This window comes from Allopseudospirillum japonicum (assembly GCF_900108915.1).
GTDB lineage: Bacteria > Pseudomonadota > Gammaproteobacteria > Pseudomonadales > Halomonadaceae > Pseudospirillum > Pseudospirillum japonicum.
This window is the reverse complement of record NZ_FNYH01000010.1, coordinates 110,865-136,078: the sequence shown is the minus strand read 5'-3', so window position 1 is coordinate 136,078 and position 25,214 is coordinate 110,865. Positions and strand designations below refer to the sequence as shown.

16 protein-coding genes are annotated in these 25,214 nt (G+C 46.3%); 4 read left to right on the top strand and 12 right to left on the bottom strand.

From position 1 onward, the window contains the following. The first annotated feature begins 375 nt into the window (after positions 1-375). Together aceE and aceF are read left to right on the top strand one after the other, a co-directional pair. Positions 376-3,051, top strand: coding sequence for a pyruvate dehydrogenase (acetyl-transferring), homodimeric type (gene aceE, locus BMX05_RS10085; RefSeq protein WP_093311230.1), 2,676 nt, complete (start codon positions 376-378; stop codon positions 3,049-3,051). Positions 3,052-3,126: 75 nt separating this feature from the next. After that, complete coding sequence (gene aceF / locus BMX05_RS10080; RefSeq protein ID WP_093311227.1) at positions 3,127-5,037, top strand: dihydrolipoyllysine-residue acetyltransferase; 1,911 nt, start codon at positions 3,127-3,129, stop codon at positions 5,035-5,037. A gap of 87 nt (positions 5,038-5,124) precedes the next feature. Here the strand turns inward: aceF and ilvD are convergent, their stop codons facing one another. Genes ilvD through BMX05_RS10060 form a run of 4 tightly spaced genes read right to left on the bottom strand, consistent with a single transcriptional unit; the run spans position 5,125 to position 11,331 of the window. Continuing rightward, positions 5,125-6,960, bottom strand: coding sequence for a dihydroxy-acid dehydratase (ilvD, locus tag BMX05_RS10075; RefSeq protein ID WP_093311224.1), 1,836 nt, complete (start codon positions 6,958-6,960; stop codon positions 5,125-5,127). 55 nt (positions 6,961-7,015) lie between these two features. Beyond that, a complete protein-coding gene (locus BMX05_RS10070) occupies positions 7,016-8,353 on the bottom strand; it encodes an NYN domain-containing protein (RefSeq protein WP_093311221.1) in 1,338 nt (445 codons plus the stop codon). Positions 8,354-8,371: 18 nt separating this feature from the next. Continuing rightward, positions 8,372-9,706 (bottom strand): amino-acid N-acetyltransferase, encoded by a 1,335-nt coding sequence (gene argA, locus BMX05_RS10065; protein ID WP_093311218.1) that lies wholly within the window; start codon positions 9,704-9,706, stop codon positions 8,372-8,374. Between the two features lie 5 nt (positions 9,707-9,711). Next, positions 9,712-11,331 carry an NAD+ synthase gene (locus BMX05_RS10060; RefSeq protein ID WP_395855315.1) on the bottom strand — a complete coding sequence of 540 codons (1,620 nt, stop codon included), beginning with the start codon at positions 11,329-11,331 and terminating at the stop codon, positions 9,712-9,714. Between the two features lie 115 nt (positions 11,332-11,446). On the opposite strand from BMX05_RS10060, the gene BMX05_RS10055 reads away from it, so the two are divergent. Then, positions 11,447-11,722, top strand: a complete 276-nt coding sequence (locus tag BMX05_RS10055) for a PP0621 family protein (RefSeq protein WP_093311215.1) — start codon at positions 11,447-11,449, stop codon at positions 11,720-11,722. A gap of 52 nt (positions 11,723-11,774) precedes the next feature. Here BMX05_RS10055 and murJ read toward each other — a convergent pair whose 3' ends face one another. The 8 genes from murJ to fur all read right to left on the bottom strand — a co-directional run bounded on the left by murJ (position 11,775) and on the right by fur (position 23,931). Beyond that, the gene (gene murJ, locus BMX05_RS10050) at positions 11,775-13,391 is read right to left on the bottom strand and encodes a murein biosynthesis integral membrane protein MurJ (RefSeq protein WP_093311212.1); all 1,617 of its coding nucleotides are present in this window, start codon (positions 13,389-13,391) and stop codon (positions 11,775-11,777) included. Next, the gene (dapC, locus tag BMX05_RS10045) at positions 13,392-14,594 is read right to left on the bottom strand and encodes a succinyldiaminopimelate transaminase (RefSeq protein ID WP_093311209.1); all 1,203 of its coding nucleotides are present in this window, start codon (positions 14,592-14,594) and stop codon (positions 13,392-13,394) included. It lies immediately after the preceding gene. Positions 14,595-14,694: 100 nt separating this feature from the next. After that, complete coding sequence (locus BMX05_RS10040) at positions 14,695-15,777, bottom strand: DUF3549 family protein (RefSeq protein ID WP_093311206.1); 1,083 nt, start codon at positions 15,775-15,777, stop codon at positions 14,695-14,697. Between the two features lie 21 nt (positions 15,778-15,798). Then, positions 15,799-16,926, bottom strand: coding sequence for a methyl-accepting chemotaxis protein (locus BMX05_RS12905; protein WP_093311202.1), 1,128 nt, complete (start codon positions 16,924-16,926; stop codon positions 15,799-15,801). A gap of 373 nt (positions 16,927-17,299) precedes the next feature. Then, entirely contained in the window at positions 17,300-17,815 is a 516-nt protein-coding gene (locus tag BMX05_RS10030; RefSeq protein WP_093311198.1) for a TraB/TrbI/VirB10 family type IV secretion system protein, read from the bottom strand. Positions 17,816-18,040: 225 nt separating this feature from the next. Beyond that, a complete protein-coding gene (locus tag BMX05_RS10025) occupies positions 18,041-20,920 on the bottom strand; it encodes a response regulator (protein WP_177166874.1) in 2,880 nt (959 codons plus the stop codon). An 89-nt stretch (positions 20,921-21,009) separates the two neighbouring features. Then, positions 21,010-23,268, bottom strand: coding sequence for a GTP diphosphokinase (gene relA, locus BMX05_RS10020; RefSeq protein ID WP_093311191.1), 2,259 nt, complete (start codon positions 23,266-23,268; stop codon positions 21,010-21,012). A gap of 252 nt (positions 23,269-23,520) precedes the next feature. Further along, positions 23,521-23,931 (bottom strand): ferric iron uptake transcriptional regulator, encoded by a 411-nt coding sequence (gene fur / locus BMX05_RS10015; RefSeq protein WP_093311188.1) that lies wholly within the window; start codon positions 23,929-23,931, stop codon positions 23,521-23,523. 108 nt (positions 23,932-24,039) lie between these two features. Between fur and BMX05_RS10010 the strand changes: the two genes are divergently transcribed. Further along, complete coding sequence (locus tag BMX05_RS10010) at positions 24,040-25,209, top strand: MalY/PatB family protein (RefSeq protein ID WP_177166873.1); 1,170 nt, start codon at positions 24,040-24,042, stop codon at positions 25,207-25,209. Positions 25,210-25,214: the final 5 nt, after the last annotated feature.

Sequence of the window (25,214 nt, the reverse complement as noted above, 5' to 3'; positions counted from 1 at the left end):
GCTGGCTTTTCTTCACCGTTTTTTTGTAGTATTTTTACAAGATGACTGAATGGCCATCTCAAAGAGATATACAAAAAAATTGTGCTGTGCACAATAAAACCTTTTATTTATAGGGCGCTTCTGCGACATTTTTTGTCGAGAAATCCTCTTTTTGAAACCCCTTGGTCATTTTTATATGATGTAATTTGACTACAGAAAATTTTACCTTCGCTGTGACTTCTCTTTAAGGGAAGCACCACAGCAAAATCAATACAAATCAACTAGCCTGTACACAGGCAAACCGCTAAGCCAGCTTACTGAGATAAGGGCAAAGATGCGGGACACGCACTTGATCAGCGGTTTGATTGATAACAAAAAAATGCGGAGTATTTCGGTATGAGTCTAGAGATGCAGGATATAGATCCAGTAGAAACCCAAGAATGGTTAGATGCACTAGAATCTGTATTAGAGCATGAAGGCGAGCCACGGATGAAGTTTCTGCTCACCAAGTTGGCCGATCGTTTACGTAATGAAGGCAGCCAGCTACCGATTTCTATCACCACACCCCACCGCAATACCATTCCCGTACACCGTGAAGCCCGGATGCCAGGTGATCTTTTTATGGAGCGCCGTATTCGCTCTTTAATTCGCTGGAATGCCGTGGCTATGGTGATGCGCGCCAATAAGAAAAATGCTGGTATTGGTGGGCATATCTCTAGTTTTATGTCGAGTGCGACCTTATATGATGTTGGTTTTAACTACTTTTTCCGCGCGCCACAAGGGGATTTCGAAGGCGATTTAGTGTATATCCAAGGCCATAGTGCGCCTGGGGTTTATTCACGTGCCTTTTTGGAAGGACGTCTTTCCGAAAACCAACTCGATCACTTCCGCCAAGAAGTCGATGGCGAAGGTTTATCTTCCTACCCGCACCCTTGGTTGATGCCGGATTTCTGGCAATTCCCTACCGTTTCTATGGGCTTAGGGCCGATTCAAGCGATTTATCAAGCCCACGTGATGAAGTATTTGGACTCGCGTGAGCAAAAAGCCATGCAAGATCGTAAAGTCTGGTGCTTTATGGGGGATGGCGAAAGTGACGAGCCAGAATCGCTTGGTGCAATTTCGCTTGCAGGGCGTGAAAAGCTCGATAACCTGATTTTCGTGATCAACTGTAACTTACAGCGTTTAGATGGTCCTGTACGTGGCAATGGCCGCATTATGGATGAGCTGGAAGGCGTGTTCCGTGGTGCAGGCTGGAACGTCATTAAAGTGGTTTGGGGACGTTTCTGGGATCCTTTATTTGAAAAGGATCGTCACGGTGTGATGCAAAAGCACATGGATGAAGTGGTCGACGGTGAATACCAAAACTACAAGGCACTCGGTGGTGCTTACACGCGCGAACACTTCTTCGGTAAAGATCCTGAGCTCAAAGCGATGGTAGAAGACCTCACGGACGAAGATATTATGCGCCTGAACCGTGGTGGCCATGATCCTTACAAGGTCTATGCGGCTTATCACGAAGCCGTCCATAATGCCAATGGTCGCCCCACCGTGATTTTGGCACACACAGTGAAAGGTTATGGTATCGGTGAAGATGGCGAAGCCAAAAACGACACTCACTCGGTGAAATCTTTGCAGCTAGCCGGTTTGAAAAAATTCCGTGATCGCTTTGGTATTCCGCTCACTGATGAACAACTGGAAACTGTACCTTTTTATAAACCCGCCGACGATAGCCCAGAAATGCGCTATATGCGTGAAATTCGTGGCCGTTTGGGCGGATCTTTACCCCAAAGACGCAAAGATTTTACCCAGCTAACCACCCCTGAAGTACAAGATAAGTCCTTTGCCGCCATGCTCAAAGGCTCTAACGGGCGCGAGATTTCTAGCACCATGGCCTTTGTGCGTATTCTCAATGGCTTAGTCAAAGATACGCATTTGGGCGAGCGTATTGTGCCTATTATTCCAGATGAGGCCCGCACTTTCGGCATGGAAGGCATGTTCCGCCAGCTAGGGATTTATACTTCTGAAGGACAAAAATATAAGCCAGTAGACGCGGATCAGATTATGTTCTACCGCGAAGACAAGCAGGGGCAAATTTTAGAAGAAGGGATCAGTGAAGCCGGTGCTATGTCCGCATGGATTGCCGCAGCCACCAGTTATAGCAATCACAATTATCCGCTGGTGCCTTTTTATGTCTTTTATTCCATGTTTGGTTTCCAACGGATTGGCGATTTGGCATGGGCTGCCGGTGATTTGCAAGCACGAGGCTTTTTGATTGGTGGTACCGCAGGGCGCACAACGCTTAACGGGGAAGGGTTACAGCACCAAGATGGCCACAGCCACTTATTGGCGGCCACAATTCCGAACTGCCGTACTTATGATCCAACCTACAGTTATGAGCTTGCCGTTATTATCCAAGATGGTTTAAAGCGCATGTATCAGGATCAAGAGAATTGCTTCTATTACCTAACGGTGATGAACGAAAACTATGTTCATCCAGAAATGCCCACGGATGAATGCGTCCGTGATGGCATTATTAAAGGAATGTACTTGCTGAAAACCCAAGCACCAGAGGCGAAACTCAAAGTGCAATTATTGGGTTCGGGCACCATTTTACGTGAAGTAGAAGCCGCAGCCGATTTACTGGCCGAAGATTTCGGTATAGGTGCAGATATTTGGTCGGTGACCAGCTTTAATGAGCTACGCCGTGATGCTTTAGCTGCAGAGCGTTGGAACTTGCTCCATCCACAAGAAGCACCACGCCAAGCTTTTATTAGCCAGCAACTCAGTGGACGTACAGGCCCTGCCATTGCAGCCACAGATTATATGAAGTTGTTTGCAGATCAAGTGCGCGCCTATGTCCCCATGGCCTATCGTGTGTTGGGTACGGACGGTTATGGACGCTCAGATACTCGAGAAAAACTGCGTCATTTCTTCGAAGTTGATCGCTATTTTGTGGCGTTAGCTGCCTTAACTGAACTGGTCAAGGCAGGGGATTTGGAGGCTGAAGTCCTCACCCAAGCGATGCAAAAATACGGCATCCAAGCCGATAAATGTGATCCTTTATACTGCTAAAACAGGCACTTGCTTGTACTAAAGGGCTAGTGCGCCTAGCCCTTATTCCTTGTGATGCCAGTTAGGAGAAGAACCTTGAGTACGCAAACAGTTAAAGTTCCTGATTTAGGTGGTCATGCTGAAGTGAGCGTGATAGAAATCAATGTGGCTGTAGGTGATCAGATCACTGCAGAACAAACCCTCATTACCTTAGAAACCGATAAAGCAACCATGGAAGTCCCTGCACCAAATGCAGGTCGGGTGACGCAGATCCTATTAAAAGAAGGCGCTCAGGTCGCAGAAGGTGCGGAAATTCTTGTGCTAGAAAGTGCCAGCCCAGTGGAAGAAGTGGAAAAAGCGAGCGCACCTTCAGCAAGCCCAGCAGCGTCGACACCTGCAACACCTGCTGCTTCAGCGCCAGCAGGCCGCCAAGCGATTGAAGTCCCCGATTTAGGTGGGCACGAAGCCGTCGAAATTATCGAAGTTTTGGTGCAAGTCGGCGATCAAGTCCAAGCAGAAGACACTCTGATCACCTTAGAAACTGATAAAGCCACCATGGATATTCCTGCACCGCAAGCAGGCCAAGTAGTTGAGTTTTCAGTGAAAGTTGGTGATAAAGTCTCCACAGGTGATATTCTCGGGTATCTCAGTCAAGCAGCAGAAGCACCAGCAAGTGACACGCCAGTTGCCGCAGCAAATACACCGGCCGCACCAAGCGCATCGCCGACAGCGCCTAGCCGCCAAGCGGTTCAAGTGCCAGATTTAAGTGGTCATGCGGATGTACCCGTGATTGAAATCAACGCACAAGTAGGTGATCAGCTCAAAGCCGAAGATGCGTTAATCACGCTGGAAACCGATAAAGCCACGATGGAAATCCCTTGTCCGCAAGCGGGTGTTTTGGTGGAGCTGTGTATCAAAGAAGGAGACACAGTGAATGTTGGCGATGTGATCGCTTACTTGGAAACCCAAGTGGCCGAAACTCGCCCAACTGAACCAGCGGCCGTTGCTAGTTCAGCACCAACGAACCCAGCACCAACGAAGGCACCAGTCGCTGCGCCTGCAAGTGCACCGACTGCTAAAAAATCTCGTGTACATGCAGGCCCTGCAGTGCGCTTATTAGCGCGGGAATTTGGGGTTGATTTAGCCGATGTGACAGGCTCAGGACCGAAAAACCGCATTCTGAAAGAAGATGTACAAGCTTACGTAAAAGCGGTATTGCAGCAAAGCAAGCAAGCACCCAAAGCCGCCAGTACAGCCAGTCCACAAGGGGCGGGTATCCCACCGATTCCGACACCAGATTTTAGCCAGTTTGGTCCGATTGAAGAAAAACCCATGGGCCGTTTGTTGAAAGCGGGCGCGGTGAATTTACATCGTTCTTGGTTGAATGTGCCGCATGTGACCCAATTTGATCAGGCCGATATCAGTGGTTTAGAAGACTTCCGTAAGTCAATGAAAGCTGAAGCGGAACGCCAAGGTGCTAAACTGACGCCTTTGCCTTTTATTCTCAAAGCCTGTGCTTATGCATTGCGTGCCTATCCACAATTTAATGTTTCTTTGGGTGCTGGTGGTGACACCTTAATTTGGAAAGATTATGTCAATATCGGCTTTGCGGTCGATACGCCGGACGGTCTTTTAGTACCTGTACTTAAAGATGTCGATAAAAAAGGCATTATCGAGCTTGCTAAAGAAAGCTCAGACCTTGCAGCACGTGCGCAGAAAAAACAGCTGAAGCCGCTTGATATGCAAGGGGGCTGTTTTACGATTTCTTCCTTGGGTTCTATTGGTGGTACCGCCTTTACCCCGATTGTGAATGCACCTGAGGTCGCAATTTTGGGGGTTTCTAAAGCCAGTATGCAGCCGGTGTGGGATGGCAAGGCTTTCCAACCTCGATTGATGTTACCCTTATCCTTGTCTTATGATCACAGGGCAATTAATGGCGCAGACGCGGCGCGTTTCGCGGCCTTAGTTGCCAACCTACTAGGCGACATCCGCCGTTTACTCATGTAAGCTGCGGGGTTTCTAGATTAGAGTCCTTGACTCTCAGTGCCGAAGTAACCCTCCCGTGCCGGGGAGGGTTATTTTTTTGGATACGAATTAATCCGCTAATTTGGATAAATCCCGTACCGCACCTTTGTCTGCTGAAGTTGCCAATAAAGCATAGGCTTTCAAGGCAGCAGACACTTTGCGCGCGCGTGCCTTGGCCGGCTTCCAACCAAGGGCCGCTTGTTGTTGGCGACGTTCTGCCAAGACGTGTTCGCTGACTTGGACTTCAATCCGGCGATTAGGGATATCAATTAAGATAGGATCGCCATCTTGTACCAAAGCGATCGTACCGCCAGCAGCGGCTTCTGGTGATGCATGACCAATGGATAAACCCGAAGTCCCCCCAGAAAAACGACCGTCTGTTAATAAAGCACAAACCTTACCCAAGCCTTTGGATTTTAAATAGCTGGTAGGATAGAGCATTTCCTGCATACCAGGGCCACCTTTAGGGCCTTCGTAACGGACAATGACCACATCCCCCGCTTGAACTTTATCGCTTAAAATGTTGGCAACCGCTTCTTCTTGGGATTCGGTAACGTGCGCCCGACCTTGGAAAACCAGGATAGAATCATCGACACCTGCGGTTTTCACCACACAGCCATCAAGTGCAAGATTACCGTATAAAACCGCTAAGCCGCCTTCTTGTGAGAACGCATGTTCGAGGTTCCGAATGCAACCTTGAGCACGATCCCCATCCAATGTGGGCCAGCGTGTAGCTTGACTAAAGGCTTCTTGCGTTGGAATACCTGCAGGCCCAGCTTTATAAAATTCCACCACTTCAGCGCTGGGGTTACGCATAATATCCCAAGCATCTAAGGCTTGGCCTAGGGTGTCGCTGTGTACGGTTGGGGTTTGAGTATGCAGCAAGCCTGCGCGCTCTAATTCGCCTAAAATCCCAAAAATACCGCCGGCACGGTGCACATCTTCAATATGATATTTTTGTGTATTGGGAGCGACCTTGCATAATTGTGGGACACGGCGTGATAAAGCATCTAAATCACTGAGGCTAAAATCTACTTCAGCTTCTTGCGCTAAGGCTAAAAGGTGCAAAATCGTATTGGTGGAACCGCCCATCGCAATATCTAGCGTCATCGCGTTAATAAAGGCTTCTTTATTGGCAATGGCTCTGGGTAATACCTGTACCTGATCTTGTTCGTAATAGGCACGTGCTAACTCAACGATACGACGACCTGCTTGCTCAAACAATGCACGCCGATCAGCATGGGTTGCCAAGAGGGTGCCATTGCCTGGTAAGGATAAACCTAAGGCTTCTGTGAGACAGTTCATTGAGTTGGCGGTAAACATGCCGGAGCAACTACCACACGTAGGGCAAGCACTGCGCTCGTATTCGGCAACTGTGGCATCATCTGCATCCGAAGCGGCAATTACCATGGCATCGACCAAGTCCAGGCCATGCTCAGCCAGCTTGGTTTTACCGGCTTCCATTGGGCCGCCAGAAACAAAAATCACCGGAATATTCAGGCGCATTGCAGCCATCAGCATACCAGGGGTGATTTTGTCGCAGTTGGAAATACACACAAGCGCATCTGCACAATGCGCATTAACCATATATTCCACTGAATCAGCGATTAAATCACGGCTCGGTAAAGAGTACAGCATGCCGTCATGGCCCATTGCGATCCCATCATCAATAGCAATGGTATTAAATTCTTTGGCGACACCACCGGCTTTTTCAATTTCCCGTGCGACCAGTTGGCCCATATCTTTTAAGTGGACATGCCCAGGAACAAACTGGGTGAAAGAGTTGGCTACAGCAATAATGGGTTTTTGAAAATCTTCATCACGCATCCCAGTCGCACGCCATAAAGCACGTGCACCAGCCATATTACGACCTGCAGTTGAGGTACGAGAACGGTATTCAGGCATACAAAATATCTCCTATTGATAGGTCAGATCCGCAACAAGTCGCGGATAAAAGCACTTAGATAGAAAAAGAAACCGGCTGGATTTCTGCCATCAGCCAAGCACGCAAATGCTCGTTTTCGCTTTCTGTCAGCTCAAACTGAGCAGATTCGCACAAGGATTGCACATTTTGCAAAAAGCATTCAGCAAATTGTGCTGGGGTTTCTTCTTGCTCACCAAATCGATGGCCTTGAAAGGCAATGCCACGCAAGACAAAGTTCACATGCGCACGTGCGACTGGGATTCCTTGTTCACTACAGCGGTCACGGGTGTTTTTGGAGGTAGTCGTTAGGTTATAGCCTTGTTCGTTAATCTCAGTAGCCATCGCCTGCATCAACACACGGTAATGTTCTGGGCGTAATAAAGGGGTATCGGTTAAGTCATGCACCTTGGCAGCCAGCTCGAATAACTCAGGATGATGATGGCGGAAATCTTCTAACGTGCCTGATTCTTCTGGGACGGCATGGCGTTTTGGATCATAGACATAACCGGGTGTGACTGAGGCAATTTTAAGCTCGCCAATATCTAAGACCGTCAGTAAGCCTTTAAAAGAGCCCATGCCTAACCAACCACTATTGGCGACAAAATCTCCCACGCGTTTGCTAATCTCTTGGGCTAAGACCGACATGGCCACAGGGCAATCGGCTTCTTGTAAGAGTTCACAAATACAACGTGCAACCTTGCGTTTGGCTTCTTCCCGTTTGGCGGTCGATAAGGGAGTCACCAAACTATCTGGGGTATAAACGGCTTCTTGTAGCAGTTCTAAGGCTTCTTGAGTAGGGAGTTCCAAGCTATCTTGCTGACTTTGTAAAGATTGCGCCATATGATCAAGAAATAAATCCTGATCAATCAAGTTGCTGCAAGCGGCTTTATAAGCCGGTGAGGTATAACCAACGGCTAAGAGCATGGTACGTCTGTCATGCTCACGCAAACGCAAGACTAAAGGTGTAAAGTCCGCATCCGCAGAAAGTAAAATAAACTCATCAAAACGTGTGTTATGGCCAAGTTTATCCAGCATATCCATCACAATATGAATATCTGAGCTGGTTTTACCTTGGCGCGTTAATGGTGGACAATCGACAACTTCAAAACCCGAACGGATAAAATAAGGCCGGTATTTTTGATAGGCCTGTGGATTGAGGTAACAGCGACGTACTAAAATCGCGCGCCTGTGCCAGCCATCATTGCGCAAGGGTTCTAAGCCATAATTCTCTAGCCATTTCAACCAGCGATGTGGCGCCGTAGCAAAGTGATCAGCGATTAAATAATCTTGATCACTTAAACGGGTAAAAATATTGTCAAAATCGACAAACAAAGCAGAGCGAAGTTTGCCTGAACCTGCGATGGGGGTACTCAAGGAAGACTCCTGGTCAGGTTAGAGGGTCTTAATTAAAATTTTGGAATTACGTTGCCAGTTATAAAGTTCTTGTCTTGTAGGCGGCAAATCTTGTAATTGGCCAAGGATAAACCCATGTTCTAAAAACCAATGGGCGGTATGGGTGGTCAGTGCAAATAGGTGACGAACACCTGCTGCGCGGGCACGTTTTTCTGTATGTGCAAGGAGGCGGTCTCCGCGAATACGACCACGATAACGGGTATCTACGACAATACAAGCGAGTTCAGCATAGGCGCTTTCTGCGAAAGTATACAAGGCAGCGCAGCCGATAATCATACCGTCGCGCTCAATCACGCTAAAATGCTCGATTTCGCTTTCCAAGCGCTCACGTGAACGTCTTACTAGAATACCTTTTTCTTCAAAAGGTTGGATCAGCGCCAATAAGCCCGCCACATCTTGGATGCAAGCATTTCTGAGTTGTTCATAGCCTTGATCTGTAATCAGGGTGCCGACACCATCTCGGGTAAAGAGCTCTTTTAATAAAGCTCCCTGAGTACGGTAGTCTAATAAGTGGGTACGTGCGACGCCTTGGCGGCAAGCGTGGCACGCGGCTTGAATCTGTCGCTGAAGGCTTGCATCGACCTGATGGGCTGGATCTTCTTGTAGCCAGTGTTCTGCTTGCGCAGGTGCAAGCTCACGCACTAACTGGCCTTGGCTATTTACAAGGCCCTTTTGTGGGCCTAAACAAATCAGTTTATCTGCTTGTAGGCCAATGGCAGCAGCAGTGGCAATTTCTTCGGCATTAAGGTCGAAAACTTCCCCTGTGGCTGAATAACCTAAAGGCGGTAAAATGACCATAGCGCCCTGGTCTAAATAGGCGCTAATGGCTTGGGTTTCTACGCGGCGCACTTCACCACTATATTGAAAATCAATCCCCTCACGGACCCCCAAAGGTTTAGCCATCACCAGATTGCCACTGATCACTTTCAAAGCCGCACCATGCATGGGGGAGTTCGGTAAACCTAGAGAAAAACGTCCTTCAAGTTCAATACGCATGGCACCGACACACTGGTGAATGCATTGCATCATGTTGGCATCTGCAATCCAAGTTGGGCCTTGGGCATTGATTCGCTGAATATCTATGCCGGCACGCACAAAAGCCGCTTCGACTTGTGGACGCGCACCAAAGACAATCACTAAACGCACCCCTAAAGCATTCAGTAGGGCAAGATCACTAATGATGTCGTTAAATTCAGGTTCAAGAAAAGCGCCGCCCTCCAGCAAAATCACAAAGGTGCGTCCGCGATGTGCATTAATGTATGGGGATGAGCTGCGAAACCAGCTGACATAAGGATCGAGCGCTTGTTTATCCACGCGGTTTATACTCCTGGAATCCAGCCTTGGGTAATCGGGTACCTGCGATCGCGGCCGAAACCACGTTCACTGACACGGACACCTGGGGCCGCTTGACGACGCTTGTACTCACTTAAATCCACAAGACGTATCACCCTGCGTACATCGTCTGCAGTAAAACCGGCATGGATAATGGCATCCTGGCTTTGATCACCTTCAATATACAGGTGCAAAATGGCATCCAGCACAGGATAAGGTGGCAGAGAATCTTCATCTTTTTGATCGGGTGCCAGCTCGGCAGAAGGCGGACGACTGATAACACGTTCAGGAATGGCAGGTGATAAGGTGTTACGGTAGCTAGCTAGGGCAAAGACCCGAGTTTTGTAGACATCTTTCAGTGCATTAAATCCACCGACCATATCACCATATAAGGTGGCATAACCAACCGCCATTTCGCTTTTATTGCCCGTGGTTAACACCATTAAGCCAAGTTTATTGGATAAAGCCATGAGTAACACCCCACGGGTGCGCGCTTGTAAGTTTTCTTCTGTGGTGTCTTTCGCATGTCCAGCAAAGCAAGGCGCTAAAGTATCCATAAAGTTTTCTACCATAGGAGCAATCGGAAGCACTTGGTAGTCAATGCCTAACATTTTTGCTTGGGCAGCAGCATCTTGTAAGCTCATTGAGGAAGTATAGTGATAAGGCATCATCACGGCTTGGACACGTTCAGGCCCCAAAGCATCGACCGCAATAGCAGCTGATAAAGCGGAATCAATCCCGCCGGATAGACCTAACACAACGCCTTGGAAACCATTTTTATTCACATAATCTGCTAAGCCTAAAACAAGGGCTTGATAAAGCTCAGCATCTGCATCTAATTGTGGGGCTTGCGGGCCTTGTTGGATGCAGGCTTCTTGCTCTAGCAAACACACTTCCACTGGATATAAATTTTCTTGGTAAGCAGGTGCTTGTACACAGATTTGGCCTTGGGCATTGACTGCGAAAGAGGCACCATCGAACACCAATTCATCTTGCCCGCCAACAAGATTGGTATAAATAATAGGAAGTTGGCTGTTGATGGCACTTTCTTGTAGCAGGGCGCGCCTTTGTGCCAGCTTGCCCATATGAAAAGGTGAAGCATTGAGGCTAATCATTAATTGTGCCCCCGCATCACGGGCAGCCATGATGGGTTCAGGATGCCAAAGATCTTCACAAATGGATAAGCCTAAACGCACCCCGCGAAAATGTACGACACAAGCCTGAGTACCAGGATGAAAATAACGCTTTTCATCGAAGACCTGATGATTAGGCAAGCAATGTTTAGCATATTCGCCCAAGGTTTGCCCTTGGTAGAAAAAGCCCGCCATATTATAAAGTTTGCCTTCGCGTTGTGCAGGGTAACCTAGGATAATGCCTAAATCTTTAAGGCTTTGACTAATCTGTGCTAGTGCACTTTCAACCCTGAGATGCAAGCTTGGGCGTAACAGCAAATCTTCTGGTGGATAGCCTGTTAAGGCTAATTCAGGGAAGACAACAATATCCGCGCCTTGCGTTTGTGCTTGGCGGCCAAGTTCGATGATTTTTTGGGTATTTGCATCAATATCGCCAACTTTGAAGTTAGCTTGTGCCATCATAATACGTAACATAAGCAAATCTGCCTCAACTTTCAGGCGCATCAGGGTCTAAGAAGTTATATTCTCTAGGATTGTGTCATGAAAGCAAGGGAGTGAGCCTGCTTTTATCCGTTGGGAGAGACCAAAGGTGAGTCTATTGATTATTCGTCTAATTATTTTTGTGGCTTTGTTTTGGTTGGGGTTCAAACTTTTCCGTGCTTGGAACGCTTATCAACAACAAGCGGAGCAAGAAAAAGCCCAACAACATGCCCCCCCGCCCGATGAGCAAATGGTAAAATGTGCTTTTTGCGATTTGCATTTGCCCCAATCGCAAGCTCATGCACATGAAGCCTTGTGGTTTTGTTGTCACGAGCATCAAGAGCGTTTTTTGCGCGATGGTCGCCAGAAAAAAGATGATGCTTAGTTCTCCTAGCTGCCCCGCCCGTAAGGGCGAGGTATCCACTTTATCCAATGCATTAAGACGCAGGGGGTTCATGTGTTTTCAATGCTTGCCAACGAATTCCCAATAACCATAAAACGCCAAAGTAAGCCGCAGCGCCTAAACCAATTTGCATAGCTAAGGTCAAGGTGCGCATCCACCAAGTGGCAGCAAACCACCAGTCTAAGGGCTGGCTGCTGATGACAACAGCTATCGCCAAGGCCAGCAAGCCGGCTGATAATTTCAGTACATAAGGCCAGAGCTCGTTTAAGTCCGTTAATATGCCTGCCTGACGCAGTCCCTGATAAAGCCAATAAGCATTTAAAAATGCAGATAAAGCCGTCGCTAATGCCAAGCCGGTATGGGCCAAATGCCAGACGAGTAAAAGATTAAATACCATATTGGCGAGCATGGCTTTTACGCCAATACGTACCGGTGTGCGTGTATCTTGGCGGGCATAAAAACCTGGCGCGAGGACTTTAATCAACATAAAAGCGACCAAACCCAGTGCATACGCCCGCAGGCTTAGTGCAGCCATGGTCACATCCTGTGTCCCCATAGCACCATATTGAAACAAGGTGGTCAGTAAAGGTTCAGCAAGTAGCATTAAGCCCAAAGCCGCAGGTAAAGCAATCAGTAAGACCAAGCGCAAGCCCCAGACGAGTAAGCGTCCAAATGCTGTTTGATCAGCTTGTGTATGTTGGCGTGACAAGCTAGGTAAAATCACCGTAGCAATCGCGATACCGAACACGCCTAAGGGCAGTTCAACTAAGCGATCAGAGTAATACAACCAGGACACACTGCCGGTTACCAATAAAGAAGCCAAAATCGTATCTAGCAATAAGTTGATCTGGCTTACTGACACGCCAAATAAGGCAGGTAGCATTAAATCTAAAATGCGTTTAACCCCTGAATGCTGCCAAGCTTGTTTCCATGCTTGCCAAGACGAGGGTAAAGGAGGCAAAAGGGCTAATTGGGCTAAAAAAGGTAGCTGAAAGATCAGCTGAATCACCCCTGCAATCAGCACCCCCCAAGCTAAGGCGAAAATTGGTGTTTCTAGCCAAGGGGTTAATAAGAAAGCACAGGCAATTAAGCTGAGATTCAGCCAAACCGGTGTGAAAGCGGGAATAGCAAATTTATCGTAAGTATTGAGGATACTACTGCAAAAAGCCGTCAGAGAAATCAAGGCTAGATAAGGAAAGGTCATTTGCAGCATCTGTGCTGTGAGCGCTAATTGATCCGCATCTTGTGCAAATCCGGGAGCAAAGACCCAAACCAACCAAGGCGCACCCCAAATAGCTAAGCCTGTGACGACAAATAACACACTGCTTAAAGCAATAAAGACAGCGCCAATTAAAGGACGTACCTCGCTGGGGTGCTGACTGCGATATTCACTGAGTACAGGGACAAAGGCTTGATTGAAGGCGCCTTCGGCGAATAAACGCCGCAAAAAATTAGGGATTTTAAAAGCGACAAAAAAAGCATCAGCACCTGAGCCTGCACCAAATAAAAGGGCAATACTAATATCACGCGCTAGACCAAGCACACGGGAAACCAAAGTCATCAAGCTCACTAATAAACTTGAGCCCAAAAGGCCGCGTTTGGCGGCCTGAGAGGAAGATGCAGGTGGTGTTTGAGAGCATGGCGCGGACATTTACAAAGCTTCCACAAAGCGACGAATACGCCAAGCGGCATCTAAACATTCCTCATGGGTTGCGACCAGCGCCATACGCACACGACCTTCCCCCGGATTTTTACCCGTGACTGGGTTAAGACGTGATAAATAGCGCCCAGGTAAAACTGTGATATTTTGCTGAGCAAATAAGGCTTGCGCAAAGTCTGTATCAGCAATCGGGGTCGCAGGCCATAGGTAAAAGCTGGCTTGTGGTGTAGGGAAATCTAACACAGGCGCGAGAATTTCTGTGACAGCCGCAAATTTTTGTCGATATAAAGCACGATTCGCTTGGGTATGAGTTTCATCTTGCCAAGCGACACAACTAGCGACTTGATGATAAGGGGCCATCGCACAACCATGATAAGTCCGGTACAGCAAAAACGGCTGGATAATCTCTGCATCCCCTGCGACAAAGCCAGAACGTAAACCAGGTAAGTTGGAGCGTTTTGACAAGCTATGAAAGACAACACAGCGTTTAAAATCATAGCGGCCTAAAGCAGCACACGCACTTAATAAACCCACAGGTGCTTGGGTTTCATCAAGGTAAATCTCGGAATAACACTCATCTGAAGCGATGATGAAATTATATTCATCTGCTAAGGCAATGAGGCGCTTGAGCTGTTCCAAGGGCATCACTGCCCCTGTGGGATTGCCGGGTGTACAGATAAACACCATTTGGGTTTGTTGCCAGACTTCGGCAGGGACTTGCTCAAAATCAGGCAAAAAGTTCTGTTCGGCAGGCGTATCCAAGAAATAGGGAGTCGCACCGGCAAGGTAACAAGCACCTTCATAAATTTGATAAAAGGGGTTTGGCATCACCACATAGCCACCTTGACTGCGATCAACGACGGCTTGGGTCAGCGCAAAAATGGCTTCACGGGTGCCATTCACAGGGAGCACATGACGTTCGGGATCCAAAGCCCCTTCTGGTAAATCAAAGCGGTGGCCCGCCCATGTGCTGATTGCTTGGCGCAATTCTAATATGCCTTTGGTCGCTGGATAGTGACTGACTTGATTGAGCGCCTGTGTAAGGGTATCTAAAACAAACTCGGGTGCCGGATGTCTAGGTTCACCAACAGATAAAGCAATATGGGCTAGCTCTGGATTGGCCGTCACTTGCGCTTTTAAAGCTGCGAGTTTTTCGAAGGGATACGCTTGTAATTTTTGTAGATCTGAGTTCATAGATGGCCTTTATTCAGTAATAAAAATAAAGGCCTTATCTTAAAGCTTCGTGCAGACTTTGCCTAATGGCGGTGATGCTTTAACCCTTTAACCTAAGTGGCTATGTCTTTGTTTGCGCCTCTTGTACTAAGAGGGTCAGCGCCTTGGCTAAAGCAGAGTCGGTGGGGGCTTGGCGAATCAAAGCTAAAATCAACACCCGTAAATTGGGCATAAATAATAAGTCTTTAAGTAAGGGCTTAAATATTGACATATCTTGTTGCGCAAGCACCTGCAAATACGCCTGTAAAAAGGATAAATCTTCCAGTTGATGCGTATATTTTAAGGCCAGTGTGGTCAGCACTTCGGGATCTTGAAGATAAGGATACCAAGGATTTTGATCTGTAGGATGCATTAACGCAGCCTGTAATTCTTTATTATCCCATTGAGTTTGCGGATGGCTTAATGCACGCAGCAAACTAGCCACCTCAGTGGTAGTAGTTTGTGGATTTTGCACACGTAAGGCGAGATTTTGCGCTAAAGCCTTTGCCAATACAGGGGCCACGGGAACCGCTTCTAAACAACGTGCCAATAGGGTCAATACTGGCGTGGGCCAAGCAGGTACTTGGGTTGCTAAAGCTTGCGCTTGTCCTGCTTGTGTATGTTGCAAGGCGACATCTGCAATGCCTTGTAAACTTAAGGTTTGCCAAGCATTTCCCTCTGGTTGAGTAAGATATGCATACGCGGGCGCATAATGTGTGCTAGGGGCTTGTTGCAGATGTTGGCGTGCGTAAGCATGAAAGATGGCTTGGCGTTCCTGATCTGGCGTAAATACCAGTGGATTATTCTCCATTAAGGGGTCTAATCGTACGCTAGTTGCTTGGTCTGTCAGTTGTTGTGCTTGCTGGCCAAGGGTTTCTAGTAGACGTTTAACAAAAGCATCCCTAGGCCCCCCTTGAATAAAACCTTGCTCATCAAGAGGTAATTTCAAAAACCAGACCAAAGGATCTTGTGGAGCGCTGGGATAATAAAAGACTAAACCGAGACATGCCGTTTGTTGCCAAGGGTAGGCATAAGGGCGTTGTCCAGACTCAAAAGCTTGCCAATAGCTTGTATCTAGGGGCTGTACACGACGCCCTAAATCAAAAGCCTGATAGCAGGCACCTGAACGTTCAAAAAAGTCAGTGAGAGTATGAAAAGCAGACATAAAAACCCTGTAAACAAAGCGTTAACGATAGCGTGATTTTTTACGGCCAAGCTTGCTATCAATATATTCAGCGGCGATGCCATTTAATACTTCCATGACAATCCGGCTTTGCTCTTCCATGGTACGTAGCTCTTGTAAAGCAGCATTGGTGTTGCCTGCGCGGGCTTCTTGTAATGCCTGCTTACCTGCTGAATGTACAGCTTCATGTGGTGCAGCCAACTGATTGAAATTTGCTGTATGACTATAGTATTTGCTGCCAACGCCTGAGAAATACCATTGTCCAAGGCGACATTGGGTATGATCGTTAAACTCGTGCGCTTGTTTATTGCTAAGGCCTAAAATGCCTTTGTAAATCTCATTTTTAAAAACAAAATGGTCCAGTTTCACGGTTTCCATAAAGCTTTTAGTCGCAGTTTCTAGAATCACTTGGCGCATACTTTCGGCAATAAGGACGACTTCATCAATCACCCCTTGGCCTTCTTGGGCAGAAGTATCAATTTGCTGAGATTTAGCAACCATCTCTTCTGAACTTGAAAAAGTGCGTCTTGTTTGCTCCTCAATGGTGCCCACAAGGTTAGTGATTTCTGAGGTTGCTTTACCTGCTCTTTGGGCGAGAGAACGCACCTCATCGGCAACCACGGCAAAACCACGACCATGCTCACCTGCACGCGCGGCCTCAATCGCTGCATTTAAAGCCAGCAGATTGGTTTGTTCAGAGATATTATGAATGGTATCTACGAATTCTGTGATTTGTGCGGAGGCACCATCTAAGACTTTCACCTCTTCACGGTTGGTATTGGCCTGCTGACTAATAGCCTGTGCTTGTTGCGCAATTTCGCGTAGCAAACGTGTGCAACGTTCGAAAAGCTCTTGTGCATTGCTTAATTCTTCGCGTTTTTGATGCAGAATTTCTGCGGTATCCGCAACTCGCTCACGCACACTGCCAATCGAATCATGGCCGTTATAAATGACCTTATTGAGTTGTACGAGAAAATCAGTACGTTCTGTCGCTTGCTGGCAAGCCTGCGCTTTTTGTCCTTGATCTTGTCTTGTTTGTTCCAGTTCATACTGCAGATTTCGGTTTTCTTGGCGTAATTGTTCGATTTCACGTTGAGCGTCGGCGAGTTTTTGTTTACTAGCTCCCCACATACAAATCCACTCCTGGAAGTCACAAGGATCTTGTTATCATTAGGAAAGTGCAGGCACGTGTGTGCATTTAGGTTGGCGATCAATCTAGTCTTTTCTTGTAACTAGAAAAACGTTAGAGAAAATTTACCAGTGATTGATTTAGGATTTAGCACAGATGCGTCTTTTAAGCCTACCATAAACTTTCATCGACAAGATATGCCTAGGCAGGCTATTTTTACCTAAGGGTAAAGAAATGATTACATAGAGTTACACTTTTATCGACAAATGAACAAAAGCGCTCAAGTGGCAATCTAGTGTCCATGGAGAAACCTAAGGCCGCTAGACAAGCGCAAGGTGTGCTTGCCTAGGGAAAATAGAGCATGAGCAGTGGATTTTATTGCGCCTGTTCTGGTGCAGCTTGGCGGCGCATAATGTTTAATTGCTCTGATTGGTTGACCACCATAGGAATAGTGCTTTCTGCAGTAACCTTTAAGGTATATTTATGTCCAGCACGGATTTCACCACGTTGGCAAATACCATCTTGTTCACTGGTACAAGCTTGTGCATCGCCTGGTTTGCCTTCCTCATCCACAAGTTGTGCGATTAAAACACCCTCGTAATAATGACGATCTTCGCTTAGACAAAGTAAACGATCGATATCAAGACGTACGCTTTCATTTTGTAAGGAAGCACGCGCCGACATTAGGCAGTATTCAGGCATACCTGTGTTATCTACGGCAGAAGGTTTGAGCTGAATATGCTCACTGGTTTGACCTTTGAGTACTTCTTGTGTCACCAAAGCTTCTGCTTGAATCAAACTACCTGCTGCAAAATGCAGGTCTTCAGCATGTGCTGCCTGCATAAAAGGCACTGTGACCAGAAGTAAGCTTGAAGTCAGTAATTTTTTCATTGATTTCTCCGTAGAAAAATCCTGTGTCGTCCACAGGGAGAGATAGCATCTTGGGGCAAATAACCAAAATCAGTTGGTATTTTGTGTATGTCGCGAGACTCTATTAGTCGTTATTTTTTAGAGATTGCTAAACTAGGTAAGCTATTGTAAAACAGCCTAGAGGCTCTTGGCTGCGGCTAATTGTCGCACCTTAAACACGGATAAACCAAGACCATCACAAGCTTTTTATTTGTGTTCTAGCAAGCTTGCTAAAGATAAGGGTTGGTGCGCTTGATACCAAAGGATCAGGCGCTGGACCTCTTGCTCCAGTTGCTGCATAAGATCTTCTACACTGGGCTGTGTTTGCGCCTTAAGACGTGTTTCTAAAGCTTCAACCACTTGCCCCAAATCAGGGACGCCACAATAACGAGTCACGCCATGTAATTTGTGTACTTCATCAAGCAAAGCATCCTTTTGTTGCTCTAAGTAAGCATTTTGGATGGTCTGCCAGCGTTCAGGTAAAGAAGCTAACAAGGCCTCTAACATATCCTGTGCAAGATCCAGTTTACCAGCTGCCAAACTGATACCTAGCGCAATATCGACAGGTGAGGATGAGTCCTCTTCTGTATGTAGATTCAGTGTATTAGGCTCGGAAGGCTTGAGTATTGGTGCTGTTGATTGACTGGCTGGCCGATGGGGTTCGGTTAAGTCGCCGAAACTTAATTCTGAACCTGTCCAACGCCGGATCACCGCTAAAAGCTCGGCCTCACTAATGGGTTTAATTAAATAGTCTGTCATACCTGCACTTAGCATTTTTTGGCGTTCGCCGGCAAGCGCGTGAGCCGTCAATGCAACAATGGGCAATTCACGAAAACGACGCCCAAGCGCGCGAATCCTTTGTGTCGCCTCAATCCCATCCATTCCTGGCATGCGCACGTCCATAAAGACTAGATCAACATGGTATTGCTGTACTTTCTGCAAGGCTTCACGTCCATGTGTTGCCTCATATACTTGAACCCCCAACTGGCGTAATAGCGTAGAGACTAACTGTAAGTTATGTGCATTATCATCAACAGCAAGAATGGAAATATGCTGTTTGTGGGATAAAGATTTATTGTGATGTATAGGGGGGCTTTGATGTAAACTTGGCGGTCCACTAAGTTTAGCCAATGCCGTATATAAACGCCTTTGTGAACAGGGTTTGGATAATACTTCAGCAACCCCTAAATGCGTTAACTGATTTAAAATCAGTGTATCTGAGCTGTTGACGAGAACTAATACAGCAAGGTTGTTTTGTACTAACTGACGTAATTCTTGATGTACTTGAGGTGTTTGCGCCTGTTCAAGACTCAGGCTAATTAAAACCGCCAAAAGTGGTGGATCCAATAAAGCTAAATCTTCGGCCGCTTCTAAAACTTCTTGCATATCCTCATAAATTTGAATACCCAGCCCCCAGCCTTGGGCAAGATGTTGCCAAGCGTGGCAGGCCATAGGATTTTGCTCAATTAAAGCTAATACGCCTTGCAAGTTAGGGTCATAAAGCACATTAGATTCTGGCGCTAAACCGACTTTTACTGTAAACCAAAAGGTTGAACCTTTATGCAACTCGCTTTCGACTTCAATGCTGCCCCCCATTTGCTCAACCAAACCCTTGCAAATTGCAAGCCCTAAGCCACTACCGCCATATTCACGGGCATTAGAAATATCAGCTTGATGAAATGCTTGAAATAATTGGCTTTTTTGTTCTTGAGACAAACCTTTACCCGTATCAGAAACACTAATACGTAATAAAATTTCTTGTTCGAGTGTATCTTCTAGCGTAATCCGAATAATAATTTGCCCAGCAGCGGTAAATTTAACAGCATTTGTGACTAAATTAGTTAAAATCTGCCGAATCCGTGCAGGATCACCAATAACTTCTTGCGGAACATCTTCATATAAAATAACAATCATTTCTAACTGTTTGCGCTGTGCATCGGGTGCAAGCATCGCTAGAACATCATCGACTAATTCACGCAAATTAATCGGTAATTCTTCTAAAAAGACCTTACCTGCTTCTAAGCGAGATAAATCTAAAATATCATTAATAATAAGTAATAAAGATTCAGAAGCTTGGGTGATGTTATTTAAATATTCCCCTTGATTTGGGTCAAGCCGTGTACGCTGCAACATACGTCCAAAACCAATAATCGCATTTAGTGGTGTACGTATTTCATGACTCATACTCGCTAAAAATTCAGTTTTAACACGATTGGCTTCTTGGGCTCGTTTTAATGCAAGATCGAGCTCAATATTTTGGATTTCCATCTTCTCTAAGGTAGAATTAAGATCTGAGTGGCTAATATCTAAGTCTTGACGAATATTTTCACGTTCTCCTTGTAATTGATCAAGCGCTTGATTCATATTTTGTGCTAATAAGCGAATTTCACTAATAGGATACACATCGTCAGCAATTCTCACATTAAATTCTTGATTTTTAATGCGTTCCAAGATACGAATTAAATGATGTAGCGGGGTGATCACTTTATTAATTAATGACCAAGCTAATAAGCAGGATATGACAAAGATAAATAAAGTCAAACCTACATTAAAAAGCAGCATTTGATATTGAGAAAGTTGTGCTGAGGTAATACTGAGTTCAACTTCTAGCCAACCTAAGATAGGGCGATTATGATGCGCATTTGGGGTATAGGTGGGATTAGAAAGCAGTGTATGCTCAAATAAAGGATAACGCAGACGTAGACTCTCTTTTGTGGTTAACCATTTGGGATGCAAGGGCCATAAATCACCTTCTTGCGCACCTGATATGGCATGCATACTAGGGCCAGTATGGAGCAGGTGACGCTTTTGATTATCATATAAAGAAAAAGAACGTACATCTTCTTCATCTAAAATACGCTCACCTAAAAATCTTAAATTAATATTGGAGGTATTACCTTGTAAACTCAATAAATAAGCTGTGTGCAAGGCCATTTGTCGAGTGAGAGTTAAGCCGCGTTCTTTCAGCTGATTTTCTAATAAGTGATAATGAGTATAAGAAAAATAAACGGCTAATACCCAGCTGACAATTAATAAGGGTAAACCTAGCGTGAGAATTAAGTGAGAGCGTAAAGATAAGGTCCGCACGCAGCAAATCTCCTTGTGGGCTGCACTAAGATAAACGCCCAGTGCATTGAGATACACTAGGCGCAATGGCACAGATTAAGCTAACCTTGTTAACCTTTCGCGGTGCGGAACCTTTGTACATCCAGTACATTGGGTAATTGATTAATCTTATCCAGCACACGCCCAAGAATTTCTAAGCCAGCAATTTCTAGAGTAATCAGAATATTTGCCTGATGTTCTTTCTTATCGGTTAAGGTATTGACGGAAATGACATTGACTCTTTCATTTGCCAGCACCGAGGTGATATCACGCAATAATCCCGAACGATCCCAAGCACGAATACGAATTTCTACAGGATACAAGTGTGCCTGCTTGGTCCCCCATTCCACATTAATAATACGATGTGGATCTTCTGCGCGGAGTTGTAAGACATTCGTGCAATCTTGGCGATGAATCGTCACACCACGCCCCAAGGTGATATAACCAATAATGTCGTCTCCAGGTAAAGGCTGACAACATTTTGCCATTTGGGTCAGCAAATTACCGACACCAAAAATGGTAATCGCATCTCCCTTATCACGAGAGGGTTTACGGCTGGGACGCGTGAGCAAACGTTCTAATTGGTCTTGGTCATCCGTTTCCCCAAATAAATGCTGTGCGGTAGAGAGCACTTGTCCGGAACGTAAATCACCAGCACCTAAAGCCGCGTATAGATCGTCTTCACTCATCAAATTGAGCTGACGGGCCAGTGCATCCATATCGAGCCCGTCCAGATCAAGGCGTTGTAACTCCTTTTGAATTAAAGCACGCCCTTCCTCAATATTTTTATCTCGTGCTTGCAACTTAAACCAATGCTGGATCTTGGCGCGTGCACGTGAAGTTTGTACATAACCGAGTGCAGGATTGAGCCAATCGCGTGTTGGCCCCCCTTGAGTTGATGTGAGGATCTCAACCTGCTCGCCATTACGTAGCTGGTAAGTTAAAGGCACAATGCGCCCATTGATTTTTGCCCCACGGCAGCGGTGGCCGATTTCTGTGTGTACTCGATAAGCAAAATCTATTGGGGTAGCACAATGGGGCAGATCAACCACATGTCCATCTGGGGTAAAGACATAGATACGATCGGGAGCGACGTCATTTTGTAGCTCATCTTTGAAGCTGTTGGCATCACCGACTTCTTCATGCCATTCAAGCACTTGGCGTAACCAAGCAATTTTTTCTTCGTAACTACGGTTTTTACCTTGAGTATCTGTCCCTTTATAACGCCAGTGCGCACAAACGCCTAATTCGGCCTCTTCATGCATACTATGGGTACGTATTTGGACTTCCAATACTTTGCCCTGCGGGCCTATGACGGCAGTATGCAAAGAGCGATAACCGTTTTCTTTTGGCGTTGCAATATAATCATCAAATTCGTTAGGAATATGACGCCATAAGGAGTGTACAATCCCCAAAGCTGTGTAACAGTCTTTGACTTCAGGCACAAGAATACGTACCGCACGTACGTCATACACTTGAGAAAAATCGATATTTTTGCGCTTCATTTTGCGCCAGATCGAATAAATATGCTTAGCACGTCCGCTGAGGTGTGCACCTTGTACACCTTCGGTCTGGAGTGCTTGTTCTAGCATTTTGATGACACTGGCAATAAACTCATCTCTATCTTTACGCTTTTCTGCCAATAGCTTGGCAATTTGTTTATAACTGGCTTCTTCTAAATAACGGAAAGAAAGGTCTTCAAGCTCCCATTTGATATGACCTATGCCTAAACGGTGCGCAAGCGGGGCATAAATTTCAAAGACCTCACGTGCGACTTGTAGGCGCTTTTCGCGCGCCGCTTCCTTCACTGCACGAATGGCACAGGTACGTTCAGCGAGTTTAATCAAGGCAACGCGGACATCATCCACCATAGAAACCAGCATTTTACGCAGGTTATCGAGTTGGTTTTGCGCTTGTCCTAATGCAGGCGAGCACGTACTGGGCTGGACTTGGCTAATCGCAGCCATTTGGAGTACGCCTTCAATCAGTTTAGCGACGGTATCGCCAAAGCGATTTTCGATGAGTTCTAGTTTGACGTGGCCTTCGCGTACCGCACGGTACAAGAGAGCGGCAATTAAAGTATCCTCATCCATGCGTAATTCGCCGAGGATATCTGCCATTTCCAAACCTGTGCGTAAACTGCTAGAACCTTCGCGCCACATACGGTTTTCTAACATGGCTTGAGTTTCTAGCTGTTGACTCAATTCGCAGGCTTGGTGCACACGTTGTGGATGGTTTAACACAACGTCTTCTTGCAGGCGTTGCAACCATAGCTCAATATCAACGCTACCATCATCCTTAAGGGGTTGATCTTCTCTTACCTTAACCATCGGAAATCTTCTCTCTTCCGTAGGGTGAAAGGTCATCTTATCAGACACCAAGTATAAGTAAGTCTTGCACTTAGCGCAGACAGACCAGGGTTTGCGTTTGTTGTTATACACCTTATTGCAACGCACGCACTAGTCTTGACAGGGATTTCTTCAGCAGAAATCAGGATTAAAAAGCTTGGCTAGGCCCCTTTGGTCTATGCCAAAAGGGGCGAGGAGCTGCAGTGTATGACCGCGTGCACACAAGGTAACAGCTTAACGACTGCGCTTGCGTACATAGAGGACAAGGGAATGATCTTCTAATTCATAACCGCGGGCTTCAACAATTTCTCGTTGACGGCGTTCGATTTCTTCATCAAAAAATTCAATGACTTCGCCTGTATCCATACACACCATATGATCATGGTGATCTTCTGTCGCTAGTTCGAAAACAGCGTGACTTCCATCAAAATTATGTCTTTGTACTAAGCCGGCCGCTTCAAACTGCGTCAGAACGCGGTACACTGTAGCCAAGCCTACATCTTCGCCTGCTTCTAGTAGAGATTTGTATAAATCTTCTGCGCTTAGGTGCTCGTCTTGATTGCGTTCTAAAAGCTGTAAGATTTTAATACGAGGCAAGGTCACCTTGAGCCCTGCTCTGCGGAGTTCGTTATTTTCGTCAGCCATAATGCATTCACTTGTCTTAGGTTTATTGAATCTAGCCGAATTATGCTAGAGATTGCTACAGAAGCAAAGTCATTAACCTACCTTTTTGCTAAGGATTTCTGTTGTTTTATGTCGCATACTCATATATCTAGTGGTCAAGGCTTTGATTTTGATTCGGTTTATCCACGCCGTGCCAGTGCGAGCCTTAAATGGAACCGTTACCCTAAAGAGGTACTGCCTTTATGGGTTGCAGATATGGATTTTCGCGCAGCGCCGAGTATTTTGGAGGCGTTACATACGCGAGTCGACCAAGGCATTTTGGGATACACTCAGGTAGAAAACGAGCTGAATGAGGCTTTTTGTGCATGGGCGCACAAGCGCTATCAAGCCGATTTTATGCCAGAATCTCTAGTATGGATTCCCGGTGTTGTCAGTGGTTTTCATTTAGCTACTCAGACTTGTACGCAAGCCGGTGAGGCTATTTTAATTCAACCCCCGATTTATCCACCGATTCTCGCACTTGGTGGCTTAAGTGGACGTCAAACGCAAAGTGCTCCTTTAGTGTATGATCCACAACAAGGCTGGCAATTTGATTGGCAGGCCTTAGAAGATGGCGCACGTGCGGGGGCTAAGTTATTAATTTTTTGTCATCCACACAATCCCACCGGACGTGTTTTTACTACGAAAGAGCTGCAGCAATTAGGCGATTTTTGTGCACATTGGGGCATAAAGATTTGCTCAGATGAAATTCACTGTGATTTGATCTTAGATGAAACGCGTACCCATCGACCTTTTGCATCTTTGCATCCTTATGTCGCCGATCATAGCATCACTTTAATGGCGCCAAGTAAGACCTTTAATATTGCCGGTTTGGCTTGCTCGGTAGCGATTATTCCTAACCCTGAACTTAGACGGGCTTTTAAACGCCAAATGCAGGGCTTGATTTCCGATGTGAATGTGCTTGGTCTAACGGCAGCGAAAGCAGCTTATCAAACAGGCGAGCCTTGGTTGGAAGCCGCGCTGACTTATTTAAGAGGTAATCGCGACTATCTTGCAACTTGGATGGAGCAACATCCGCAATTACAATGGCACTGCCCAGAAGCCACCTTTTTAGCTTGGATTGACTTTGCACGTCTTTGGCCACAAGGCTATCCACATGAAGACGTGGTTGCGCAAGGCATTGCCTTATCTGCAGGTGTGGATTTTGGCGCGCCAACTTGGGCGCGATTAAATTTTGGTTGTCCGCGTGCCTTACTAGCGCAAGCTTTACAAAGTTTGGATGCAATTTTGCCTCGTTGAGATTT